Source organism: Burkholderia sp. Bp8992 (assembly GCF_003853705.1).
Classification (GTDB): Bacteria; Pseudomonadota; Gammaproteobacteria; order Burkholderiales; family Burkholderiaceae; genus Burkholderia.
In genome coordinates this window covers 57,427-69,701 of record NZ_QTQI01000027.1, presented here as the reverse complement: position 1 = coordinate 69,701, position 12,275 = coordinate 57,427, and the positions used below count along the sequence as shown (strand labels likewise).

At 67.8% G+C, this 12,275-nt stretch carries 9 protein-coding genes; 2 read left to right on the top strand and 7 right to left on the bottom strand.

Annotated elements, in window-relative coordinates; translation table 11 throughout:
- Positions 1-182 precede the first annotated feature (182 nt).
- From DIE03_RS30630 to DIE03_RS30600, 7 genes are all read right to left on the bottom strand, one after another.
- A complete protein-coding gene (locus tag DIE03_RS30630; protein ID WP_124455960.1) occupies positions 183-1,355 on the bottom strand; it encodes a Gfo/Idh/MocA family protein in 1,173 nt (390 codons plus the stop codon).
- A gap of 39 nt (positions 1,356-1,394) precedes the next feature.
- Entirely contained in the window at positions 1,395-2,321 is a 927-nt protein-coding gene (locus tag DIE03_RS30625) for a TIM barrel protein (protein WP_124455959.1), read from the bottom strand.
- Positions 2,322-2,361: 40 nt separating this feature from the next.
- A complete protein-coding gene (locus DIE03_RS30620) occupies positions 2,362-3,375 on the bottom strand; it encodes a Gfo/Idh/MocA family protein (RefSeq protein ID WP_124455958.1) in 1,014 nt (337 codons plus the stop codon).
- Between the two features lie 66 nt (positions 3,376-3,441).
- The gene (locus tag DIE03_RS30615) at positions 3,442-4,353 is read right to left on the bottom strand and encodes a sugar phosphate isomerase/epimerase family protein (RefSeq protein ID WP_124455957.1); all 912 of its coding nucleotides are present in this window, start codon (positions 4,351-4,353) and stop codon (positions 3,442-3,444) included.
- Positions 4,354-4,396: 43 nt separating this feature from the next.
- Positions 4,397-5,422, bottom strand: coding sequence for an ABC transporter permease (locus DIE03_RS30610; protein WP_124455986.1), 1,026 nt, complete (start codon positions 5,420-5,422; stop codon positions 4,397-4,399).
- A 27-nt stretch (positions 5,423-5,449) separates the two neighbouring features.
- Complete coding sequence (locus tag DIE03_RS30605; RefSeq protein WP_124455956.1) at positions 5,450-7,027, bottom strand: sugar ABC transporter ATP-binding protein; 1,578 nt, start codon at positions 7,025-7,027, stop codon at positions 5,450-5,452.
- Between the two features lie 68 nt (positions 7,028-7,095).
- Entirely contained in the window at positions 7,096-8,022 is a 927-nt protein-coding gene (locus DIE03_RS30600) for a sugar ABC transporter substrate-binding protein (protein WP_124455955.1), read from the bottom strand.
- Positions 8,023-8,338: 316 nt separating this feature from the next.
- On the opposite strand from DIE03_RS30600, the gene iolC reads away from it, so the two are divergent.
- Positions 8,339-10,297 (top strand): bifunctional 5-dehydro-2-deoxygluconokinase/5-dehydro-2-deoxyphosphogluconate aldolase, encoded by a 1,959-nt coding sequence (gene iolC / locus DIE03_RS30595; protein ID WP_124455954.1) that lies wholly within the window; start codon positions 8,339-8,341, stop codon positions 10,295-10,297.
- A gap of 46 nt (positions 10,298-10,343) precedes the next feature.
- Positions 10,344-12,227 carry a 3D-(3,5/4)-trihydroxycyclohexane-1,2-dione acylhydrolase (decyclizing) gene (gene iolD, locus DIE03_RS30590; protein ID WP_124455953.1) on the top strand — a complete coding sequence of 628 codons (1,884 nt, stop codon included), beginning with the start codon at positions 10,344-10,346 and terminating at the stop codon, positions 12,225-12,227.
- The last annotated feature ends 48 nt before the right edge of the window (positions 12,228-12,275 follow it).

Sequence of the window (12,275 nt, the reverse complement as noted above, 5' to 3'; positions counted from 1 at the left end):
TGCGGCACGGCCCGCGCCGCACGCTCGCTCCCACGCGCTCGATCATCACTTGCACACGCTCCACGGCAAGACTGGAAGCGATTGTCCAACGCGCTCGCGGCGTCGTAAAGATTAGGGCGTGTACCGAGGCCGGCGGTCGGTGCGCAACGTGACGTCGCCCCCCGCCGCCGGCCCTGCCCTGCTCAGCGATAGTCGACCCACACGCTGCCCGCGTCGGCCGAGCGCACGCAGTTCTCGACCCAGCGGACCCCTTCCACGCCTGCGTGAACGTCCGGATAACGGATCTGCTTCAGGGCCTCGGCGTCACCGCGATCGGCCGCATCCATCGCGAGCGCGAAGCGCGCGTAGAGGTTAGACCATGCCTCGAACAGCCCTTCCGGATGCCCGGCGCCGATGCGGTCCTCGCGCAGCGCCTGCGGATACAGGTAGCCCATCCCGCGATCGAGCACCTGCGCGGGCTGCCCCTGCACTTCGTAACGCAGCTGGTTCGGATGCTCGTCCCACCATTCGATGCTCGCCTTCGAGCCGATCACGCGCACCTTCTGGCCGTGCATCGAGCCGGCGTTCACCGCGCTCGACCATACGTAACCGACTGCGCCGGTGTCGTACTCCATGATCGTGAACGCGTTGTCCTCGAGCGGTGCACGGCTCTTCACGAAGCTCTGCCGCGAACACATCAGCCGCTTGATCTTCAGCTCGGGCACCATCACTTCGGAGATGTACAGCGGATGCGTGCCGATGTCGCCGAGCACGTAGCTCGGGCCCGCGAACTTCGGATCGACGCGCCAGCGCGCGGCCGCGCTCGCGGCCTCGACGCCTTCGCTGTGGAAGCCGTGCGCGAACTGCATCTGCACGATGCGGATCTCGCCGAGGTCGCCGCGCGCGATCATCTCGCGCGCCTGCTCGATCATCTGGTGTCCCGAGTAGCCGTACGCGACGCCGACGATCCGGTTCTTCTCGACCGCCAGCCGCTGCAGCGCCTCGGCCTCCTCGGTCGTGAAGCACAGCGGCTTCTCGCAGACCACGTGCAGCCCCGCGTTCAGCGCGGCGCGGCAAATCTCGAAGTGCGTGTTGTTCGGCGTCGCGATCGATACCGCACGGATGCCGTCCGGGCGGCGTGCCTCGGCGTCGAACATCGTCGCGTAGTCGGGATAGCAGCGCTCGGCCGCGACGCCGAGCTTCACGCCGAACTGGCGGCCGCGCTCGGGATCGATATCGAATGCGCCGGCAACCAGCTGGAAGCTGCCGTCGCGCAGCGCGGCCGACCGGTGGCTGTAGCCGATCTGGCTGCCGAGCCCGCCGCCGACCATGCCCCAGCGAATCGAATGTCCAAGCAGAATCTGTCCGTCAATCATGATGGTGGTGTTCCTGGTGCGGGTTCAGTGGTTCTTGGGTCATGCAAAGCCGGCCGACGCGAGAAACGCGCGGCTCGCGGCAACGTCGCGCAGGCTCGTGCCGGCGTTGCGCGGGTCGCGCTCCTGCTCGATCGTGATGTAGCCGGCATAGCCGATGTCGGTGAGCGCGCGGCGGATCGCCGGGTAGTCGAGCACGCCGGTGCCGATCGGGCACATCACGCCGCGCGCGCAGGCGGCGAAGAACGCGATGTGCTCGCCCATCACCGCGTCGTATACCGCTGCGTCGATGTCCTTGAAATGCACGTAGTCGAGACGCGCCGCATGGCGGCGCAACCACGATTCCGGGTCCATGCCCGAGTAGTACAGGTGGCCGGTGTCGAGACACAGGCCGGCCGTGTCGGCCGCAATATCGCCGACGATCCGGTCGATCTCGTCCGCGAACTCGATATAGCCGCCCGCGTGCGGATGAATCACCGCGCGCACGCCGAACTCGTCGCGTGCGATCGTCGCGATCTGCCGGATATGGTCGACCATCCGCGCCCAGCGCTCGTCGGACAAACGCGGCGCGCGGTCGCCGTGGCCGGCCGCGTAGTCGCGTTCCTCGTGGCCCCAGTCCATCACGACCAGGTACGGCGCCGCGTAGCGCTGGCCGTCCTGCGTCGGCAGCTTCGGCAGCCGCGTGATCAGCGCACAGATGTCGCGCGTCTGGCGCAGCAGGTTCGGCAGGTTCTCCGGCGATACAAGATCGTCGAAGATCGTGCCGGCCGTGATGCTCAGGCGCTGGCGGTCGAGCTCGGCGCTCACCACGTCGAGGTCGAGCGGGATGTAGCCGTACGGCCCGAGCTCGATGCCCGAGTAGCCGGCCTGCGCGGCCTCGGCGAGCACGTGCCGCCACGGCGGCAGATGCGGGTTCTTCACGTCGTCGACGCCCCAGCAGCACGGGGCGCAGCCAATCTTCATCGTCATGTCGGTCGGTCCGGTAAGCAAGCGGCAGGCAAGCCGTGGGTCAGCCGCGATAGAACGCGGGACGATCGGCCATCGCGATCGCCTCGACCGCGCCGCTCTGCTGTGCCCGCACGCATGCGTCGGCCGCGACCGCCGCCGCATAGCCGTCCCACGCGGACGGGCCGGTCAGCGCGCCCTGCCGCACGCCGTCGATAAAAGCCTGCAGCTCGACGTCGTACGACGCGATGAAGCGCTCCTTCCAGTCGGTCATGATCTCGACCGACTGCCGCGCCGCATGCTTGAGCCCGACGGCCGGCGGATCGGGCAGCTTCGCGATGCCCTGCTCGCCGACCACCTCGCACTGGATGTCGTAGCCGTACTGGCAGTTCACGAAGATCTCGACATCGATGCGCACGCCGCTCGCGGTTTCGAGCAGCACGATCTGCGGATCGGCGAGATGCGCGCTCGCATGGCGCGTATTCTTCGGATAGACGACCTGCGCGCTCGTGTAATCCTCGCCGAGCAGCCAGCGCAGCACGTCGAGTTCGTGGATCAGCGTGTCGGTGATCGCCATGTCGGTCGTGTAGCGCTCGCCGACCGACTGGTTGCGGTGCGCGCAATGCAGCATCAGCGGCGCGCCGATCTGGCCGCTGTCGATCACGCGCTTCAGCGCGCGATAGCCTTCGTCGTACGGCCGCATGAAGCCGACCTGCACGAGCCGCTTGCCGTGCGCGACTTCGGCTTCGACGATCCGCATGCAGCCGTCGGCCGTGACGGCCAAGGGCTTCTCGCAGAACACCGGCTTGCCGTGCGCGATCGCGTCGAGCACGAACGCTTCGTGCGTCGGCCCCCACGACGTGACGAGCACGGCCTGCACGTCGGCGGCCGCGACCACTTCGTGGCCGTCGCCGTAGATCTCGGCGTCGAGCCCGTATTTCGTCACCGCGTCGCGCGCCTGCTGCGGATCGATGTCGTTGACGGCCACGACGCGCGCACCGGACAGCGTGCGGGTCAGTCTGCGGATATGGTCCTGGCCGATCGCGCCGCAGCCGATCACGCCGATTTGCAAGGTCATCTACGAGTCTCCAGTCGTTCATCAGCGGCGCGGCCCGTGCCGCGCCGGTCAGCAATCGGTCAGCGGTCAGCGCGCGGCGCGATCGAAATGGCGATCGACGTAGCGCTGGATCTCGTCGCGCATGTAGCGCGACGACGCTTCCGCGCGGTCTTCCCACGCGAACACGCACGACGACATCACGCCGTCGAAGCCGGCCGCGCCGAGCGCGCGGAAAAACACGTCCCAGTCGATCTCGCCCTGCCCGATGTCGAGGTGCTGGTGCACGCGGATCTGGTTCGAGCCGGGCGGGTTCACGATGTAGCGCAGCTGGCTGCTCTTGCGGTGGTCGAACGTGTCGGCTACGCGCACGTGCGCGAGGATCGGCGCGGCGGCCGCGATCATCGCGGCCATGTCGTCGCCGTAGTAGAACGTGTGCGGCGCGATATACGACAGCTTCAGCGACGGCGAAGCGAGGTTCGTGACGATGTCGATCGCCGGCTGCAGCTGCTCTATCCAGTCTTCCGGATGCGGCTCGACCGACAGCACGATGCGTTCGCGCTCGAGAATCGGCAGCAGTTCGTCCATCGAGCGGAACCACGCGGCCTCGCACAGCTCCTTCGGGTTCGCGCCCGGCCGCTCGCCGACCGAACGCTCGGGCGACGCACCACGGCCGAACTCCGACACCATCAGCGTGCACTCCATCTCGACCGCCACCTCGATCGCCTTCTTCCAGCAGCGTACGGCCCATTGCCGCTCGTCCTCGAACGGGCTCGCCCAGCGGTACATCGGCTGCAGGGACGCGAGGCCGACGCCGCTCGCGCGCATCGCCTGGCGGAACGCGGCCATGCGCTCGCGCGTCGCACGCGGCATCACCCACCAGTCGAGAAAGTCGCTGCGCGGCGACAGCTCGATCTGGTCGTAGCCGAGCTCGGCCACCGCGTGCGGCAGCCGGTCGAGCGGCAGGTGGCGAATCATGTAGGGGTCCAGCGCGATCTTCATCGGGTGTCCTTCGTGAAGGGAGATTCGGGGCTCACGCGCGCGCTCAGCGACGCGACTTCTTGTTGCGGTACTGGTCGGCGATCACGGCCGCGACGATGATCGCGCCCTTCACCATCTCCTGGTAATACGCGTCGATGCGGATGAACGTGAAGCCCGACGTCATCACGCCGAGGATCAGCACGCCGATCACAGTGCCTGTCACACGGCCGAGGCCGCCCGACAGCGACGTGCCGCCGATCACGACGGCCGCGATCGCATCGAGCTCGTACATCACGCCCATGCCCGACTGGCCGGAAATCGCACGCGCGGCCGTCACGGTGCCCGCGATGCCGCTCAACAGGCCCGCGATCGCATAGACGAAGATCAGGTGCCGCGTGACGTTGATGCCCGACACGACGGCCGCGTGGCGGTTCGCGCCGATCGCGTAGGTGTACTTGCCGAAGCGCGTGTAGCGCAGCACGACGTGGAAGATCGCGGCGATCACGACAAAGATGATCACCGGATTGGCGCCCGCGCCGATGGCCGCGAACTGGTCGGTCAGCATCGACACCGGCATCCCGTTGGTGAACCACTTCGCGAAGCCGCGCGCGGCGACCATCGTGCCGAGGGTCGCGATGAACGGCGGGATGCCCGTCATCGCGATCAGCGAGCCATTCAGCAGCCCGACCAGCAGCCCGACGCACACGCCGGCCAGCACGGGCCAGATGATCGGCAGATCAGTGAGGTGCGGAAACACCGCGCGCGGGAAATCGGACACCTGCGCGAGGCTCGCCGACACGACGGCCGCGGCCGCGACGACCGACCCCGACGACAGGTCGATCCCGCTGGTGATGATCACGAGGTTCACGCCGACCGCGATGATGCCGATCACGGCCATCTGCAGCACGATGATCTCGAGCCGCTCGGCATTGAACAGGAAGCTCTGGCCGACGACGATCCAGCCGACGATCTCGAAGAACAGGCTGATGCCGACCAGCACGAGGAAGATGCTCAGCTCGGGCGGCCATTTCGTGTGCCGCGACTTGAGTGTCATGGTCTGCGCATCCGCGACCGGGTTCAGGTTGCCCATTTCAGTTGTCTCCAATCTTGTTTCGGCTCAGCGCGACGCGAGATCCATGATGCGGACCTGGTCGGCGTCCTTGCGATCGACGATGCCGGTCATGCGCCCTTCGTGCATCACCATCACGCGATCGCTCATCCCCAGCACTTCCGGCATTTCCGACGAGATCATCAGCACCGCGACACCCTTGCCGGCGAGCGCGCTGACGAGCCGGTGGATCTCGGCCTTCGCGCCGACGTCGATGCCGCGCGTCGGTTCGTCGAGGATCAGGATGCGCGGCTGCGTGAGGAGCCAGCGGCCGATCAGCACCTTCTGCTGGTTGCCGCCCGACAGGTTCTGGATTTCCTCGTGCAGCCCGGGCGACTTCACGCGCAGCATCCGGCTCATTTCCTCGCAGTCGCGCTTCAATTGCGCGTGCTGCACGAAGTTGAACTTCACGTAGCGGTTGCTGAGCACCGCCGCTTCCATGTTCGCGAGCAGGTCGAGATTCAGGAAGCAGCCGGAATCCTTGCGATCCTCGGTGAGGAACGCCATGCCATGCTTCATCGCCTGCGCGGGCGTCGCGATCCGCACCGGCTTGCCGTCGATGCGGATCTCGCCCGAGGTGGCCGGCACGACGCCGAACAGCGCTTCCGCGACGTTCGAGCGCCCCGAGCCGACGAGGCCCGCGACGCCGAGAATTTCGCCGGCGCGCAGCTCGAAGCTCACGTCGCGGAACACGCCGTCGACGCAGAGATCCTTCACCGACAGCACGACGTCGCCGATCGGCACGTCTTCCTTCGGGAACATCTGCGTGATCTCGCGCCCGACCATCATGCGGATGATGTCGTCGCGCGTGACGTCGCTCGACGCGTGCGTGCCGATGTACTTGCCGTCGCGGAACACCGAGAACTCGTCGGCGATCTCGAACAGCTCGTTCATCTTGTGCGTGATGTAGACGATGCCCTTGCCCTGCTCGCGCAGCTGGCGAATGATCCGGAACAGGTGCGTGACTTCCTTGTCGGTCAGCGCGGAGGTCGGCTCGTCCATGATCAGCACGTCCGAGTCGAACGACACGGCCTTCGCGATCTCGACCATCTGGCGGCTCGCGACCGTCAGCGTGCGCACATCGGTTTCCGGATCGATGTCGATCGACAGCCGCTCGAACAGCGCGGCCGTGCGGCGGCGCAGCTCGGCGTGATCGATCAGGCCGAAGCGGTTCTTCGGTTCGCGGCGGATCCAGATGTTCTCCGCGACCGTCATGTACGGCATCAGGTTCAGTTCCTGGTGGATCATCGCGATCCCGCGGTCGAGCGCATCGAGCGGACCGTTCAGCACGACCGGCTCGCCGTTGATCAGGATCTCGCCCTGGTCGGGCGTGTAGACGCCCGCAATGATTTTCATCAGCGTGGACTTGCCCGCGCCGTTCTCGCCCATCAGCGCATGAACGGTGCCGCGGCGCACGCGGAACTGCACGCCGTCGAGCGCGACGACGCCGGGGAAGGACTTGCCGACGCCGCGCACCTCGAGCACGCAGTCGGCCGCGGGAGAAGCCGGCGTGGCGGACGATCCGCCGGACGAGGCGGTCGGTGTATCGCCGCCGGCCATCGGGCGCGCGACCCTGGCTGTAAACATGGACGTTCCTCGACAAATCGCGCGCGAACCCGGTCGCGCCGGGCCCGCGCAGTTCAACGGACCGCCGGTCAGTGCTTGGCGTACTGGTTCATGTTCTCGGGCGTCACGAGCTCGAACGGCACGTTCACGTAGCGGTCGACCGGCTGCTTCTTCGCGAGCTTCAGCGCGGCCGCCACGGCCTGCGCGCCCTGCCCGGTCGCGTTCTGGTACACCGACACCTTCAGCTCGCCGGCCTTCATCGCCGCGAGCCCGTCGGGCGTCGCGTCGATGCCCGCGACGACCGTCTTCGGTGTCAGCTTGCGCGCGGCCTTCAGCGCGTTGATCGCGCCGATCGCCATCTCGTCGTTGTTCGACACGATCGCGTCGAACTTCGTCCCGGAGCTCAGCCAGTTCATCGTGATGTCCTGGCCCTGCGTGCGGCTCCACTTGCCTTCGCGCTTGTCGACGATCTTCATGCCCGAGCAATCCTTCGTCGCGATCACGTCCTCGATGTCCTTGGTGCGGGCGCGCGCCGATTCGTTGGACAGCTCGCCCATCAGCACCAGGAGGTCGCCCTTGCCGCCGAGCAGCTTGCACACCTGGCGCGCCTGCAGCGTGCCCGACTGCTTTTCGTCGGAGGCGACGACCGCGACGCCGGCCGGCAGCTTGTCGAAATCGACCGGCTTGCGGTTCACGTAGATGAGCGGGATCTTCGCCGCGGTCACCATCTTCGTGATCTTCGGCGTCGCGTCGGTATCGACCGGATTCACGATGATCGCGTCGACCTTCTGCGCGATCATGTTCTGGACCTGGCTCAACTGCTTGCCGACGTCATTGCCGCCGTCCTCGATCTGCACCGTCGCACCGTCCTTCTTCGCCGAATCGGCGATGCTGTTGCGCAGGATGGTCAGGAACGTGTCGTCGAACGATGCCATCGTCACGCCGATCTTCTCGGCATGCGCGAGCGGCGCAGCCAGGATCGCGGCGGCCGCGACGGCCATCAGCTTGGTCTTCATGATCAATCTGTCTCCTCATCTCCGGGGGGCGGAAGACGGCGCGTTGCGCGCCGCCGGGCCGAGTCCGATCTGGTCCGATCGGGACTGAAGCATCCGGATGAAACTGTAGATCACTTCCTCGAAAATTTGGAAATTTATTTCTACGTGATTTCACCTAGGGAACTGGATTTCCAAAAAGTCTAGACTGCGTCCGTAGCCCGATTCCCCGCGGCAGGCAGTCTCGCGTCGTGCAGCACCCGCTGCGGACAGCCGCCACAGGATCGGTCCCCTAATCTGCCGGCAACGCCGACCGCCGGCCGCGAGCGTGACACGTGATATGAGCCAGCTGAACTTTCCGAGTGACCGCCCCATCGATCTCGCCTGCCTCGGCCGCGTGGCCGTGGATCTCTATGCGCAGCAGTACGGCAGCCGCCTCGAGGACGCGCGCAGCTTCCAGATGTATCTCGGCGGCTCGTCGGGCAACGTCGCGTTCGGCGTCGCGCGGCTCGGGCTGAAGACCGCGATGATCTCGCGCGTCGGCGACGAGCAGATGGGCCGCTTCCTGCGCGAGACGCTCGAGCGCGAAGGCTGCGACACGAGCCAGCTGCAGACCGACCGTGAGCGCCTCACCGCGCTGGTGCTGCTCGGGCTGAAGGATCGCGACACCTTCCCGCTGCTGTTCGTGCGCGAGAACTGCGCGGACATGGCCGTGCGCGCCGACGAGATCAGCGAGGACTTCATCGCCGGTTGCCGCGCACTCGCGATCACCGGCACGCACCTGTCGACGCCGGGCACGCGCGAGGCGTCGCTGACTGCGTTGACGTATGCGCGCCGCCACGGTGCCGTCCGCATCCTGGACATCGACTATCGGCCGGTGCTGTGGGGACTCACCGCGCGCGGCGCCGGCGAGAACCGCTACGTGCCCGATGCGCAGGTGACGCGGCAGCTGCAGCAGGTGCTCGGCGAATTCGACCTGCTGGTCGGTACCGAAGAGGAATTCCTGATCGCGGGCGGCGTGCCGCACGACCTGATCGGCTCGTTGCAGGCGGTGCGCGCGATCACGAACGCGACGCTCGTCGTCAAGCGCGGCGCGCTCGGCTGCTGCGTGATCGAAGGCGACATTCCGGCCGGCATCGACGCTGCACCGACCTTCCTCGGCGAGCGCGTCGAGGTCCTCAACGTGCTCGGCGCGGGCGACGCATTCCTGTCGGGCCTGCTGTCGGGGCTGCTGCGCGGGAGCGACTGGGCCGACGCGACGCGCATCGCGAACGCGTGCGGCGCGATCGTCGTGTCGCGCCACGCGTGCTCGGCCGCGATGCCGACGCCGGCCGAACTCGCACACTGGTTCGACGGCAGCCGCAATCCGGTGGTCGATGCCGACCGCACGCTCGCCCACCTGCACCGCGTGACGGTGCCCCGCCGCGACTGGGACGACCTGTGCGTGATGGCGTTCGACCATCGCAGCCAGTTCTACGAACTCGCGGTGCAGGCCGGCGCGGACGAAGCGCGCATCAAGACGCTGAAGCGGCTGCTCGTGCGCGCGGTCGAGCAGGTCGAGCGCGAGCGTCATCTCGAAGGCCAGGTCGGCGTGCTGATCGACGGCGGCGCGTACGGCAGCGACGCACTCGCGTCGGCCACCGGGCGCGGCTGGTGGGTCGGCCGCCCGGTCGAGCTGCCGGGCTCGCGGCCGCTGCGCTTCGACGAGACGCGCTCGGTCGGCTCGTCGCTCACGCACTGGCCGACCGAACAGGTCGTGAAATGCCTCGTCCACTATCACCCGGACGACGACGTCGACCTGCGCGTCGAGCAGGAGCAGCGCGTGCTGGAACTGTGGGAAGCCACGCGCGCCAGCGGCAACGAGCTGCTGCTCGAAATGATTCCGCCGCGCGCGGTCACGCCGGCCGGCACCGAGGACGACGCGGTGCTGCGCACGGTCGCGCGCTTCTACAACCTCGGCGTGAAGCCCGAATGGTGGAAGCTCACGCCGCTGAGCGCAGACGGCTGGACCCGGCTCGCCGCGCTGATCGCCGAGCGCGACCCGCACTGCCGCGGCGCGGTGATCCTCGGCCTGAACCAGCCGCTGCAATACCTCGTCGACAGCTTCCGCTCGGCAACCAACCCGATCGTCAAGGGCTTCATGGTCGGGCGCACGCTGTGGGCCGATGCATCGCTGAACTGGTTCGCCGGCCGCATCGACGACCAGGCGCTGATCGACGAAGTCGCCGGCAACTTCACGCAACTGGTCGACGCGTGGCTCGGCCGCCGTGCGGCCGCGCGCGCCGCTGCCGCAGCCTGATGCCCGTGCCCGTGACGACCACCCGACTCCTCTCTATCGACCGACGATGACCACCACCGTGAGACTGACCGTCAGCCAGGCGCTCGTACGCTACCTGGCCGCCCTGCGCGCCGAAGTCGTCCAGCCCGACGGCCGCACCGAAATCCTGCCGTACTGCGGCGGCGTGTTCGCGATCTTCGGCCACGGCAACGTGGCCGGGCTCGGCGAAGCGCTGCATGCCGAAAAAGACCGGCTGCCGACCTTCCGCGCGCACAACGAGCAAGGGATGGCCAATGCGGCCGTCGCGTTCGCGAAAGCGAACTTCCGCCAGCGGATGATGGCCGCGACGTCGAGCATCGGCCCCGGCGCGACCAACATGCTGACGTCGGCCGCGCTCGCGCACGTCGGCCGGCTGCCGCTGTTGCTGCTGCCCGGCGACGTGTTCGTGTCGCGGCTGCCCGACCCCGTGCTGCAGCAGGTGGAAGATTTCGAACAGGGCGACGTCAGCGCGAACGACTGCTTCCGGCCCGTGACGCGCTACTTCGACCGCATCACGTCGCCCGAGCAACTGCTCGTCGCTCTGCCGCGCGCGATCCAGGTGATGACCGATCCCGCGCAGTGCGGCCCCGTGTGTCTCGCGCTGCCGCAGGACGTGCAGACCTTCGCATACGACTGGCCCGAGGATTTCTTCGCGCCGCCGGTGATCCGGATGCGCCGGCCGCCGGCCGACGCGCTCGAACTCGCCGATGCGCTCGACGTGCTGAAGGCCGCGAAGAAGCCGCTGATCGTCGCCGGCGGCGGCGTGCTGTACAGCCAGGCGTGGGACGCGCTGCGTGCGTTCGCCGACACGCACGGCGTGCCCGTCGCCGAATCGCAGGCCGGCAAGGGCAGCCTCGCGTGGGATCACCCGCTGAACCTCGGCTCGATCGGCGTGACGGGTTCGCCCGCCGCCAACCGTGCCGCCGCGCAGGCCGACGTGGTGTTCGCGGTCGGCACGCGGCTGCAGGATTTCACGACCGGCTCGCATGCGCTCTACGGCGACGCGACGCTGTTGAGCCTGAACGTGCAGCCGTTCGATGCCGGCAAGAAACGCGGCCGGCAGCTCATTGCCGATGCGCGCACGGGCCTCGGCCAGTTGTCGGCCGCGCTGGCCGGCTGGCACGCCGATCCCGCGTGGACGGCCGCGAACCGCGATCAGGCCGCCGCGTGGAACGCACGCGTGACCGAGCTGACCACACGAATTCCGAAGGACACGCTGCCGTACGACGCGGAAGTGATCGGCGCGGTGCGCGACTCCGCGGCCGACGCCGGACGCGACAGCGCACGCGACGACCTCGTCGTCTGCGCGGCCGGCACGCTGCCGGCCGAACTGCACAAGCTGTGGCGCAGCGGCGTGCCGGGCAATTACCACATGGACTATGCGTACTCGTGCATGGGCTACGAAGTGGCAGGCGGCCTCGGCGCGAAGCTCGCGCGGCCCGAGCGCGAAGTGATCGTGATCGTCGGCGACGGCTCGTACATGATGCTCAACGCGGAGCTCGCGACGTCGGTGATGCTCGGCCGCAAGATCATCGTCGTGATCCTCGACAACCGCGGCTACGGCTGCATCGAGCGGCTGCAACTCAATTGCGGCGGCGCAAGCTTCAACAACATGCTCGACGACTGCGTGCCCGAAGGCGGCGAGCGCTCGACGATCGATTTCGCGATGCATGCGCGTGCGATGGGCGCCGAAGCCGTGCACGTGCGCGACGTCGTCGAATTGCGTCACGAGATGACACGCGCCCGCGCGGCGAAGAAGAGCCAGGTGCTCGTGATCGACACCACGCACCGGCGCACGACCGACGACGGCGGCGCGTGGTGGGAGGTCGCGTTGCCGCAGGTATCCGAACGCACCGGCGTCGAAGCGGCACACCGCGCGTATCTCGACGCGAAAACGCGGCAGCGGCGCTGAGCGCGCACGCTGCGCCACGAAGACCACGCCCTGCACCCACATCATCCG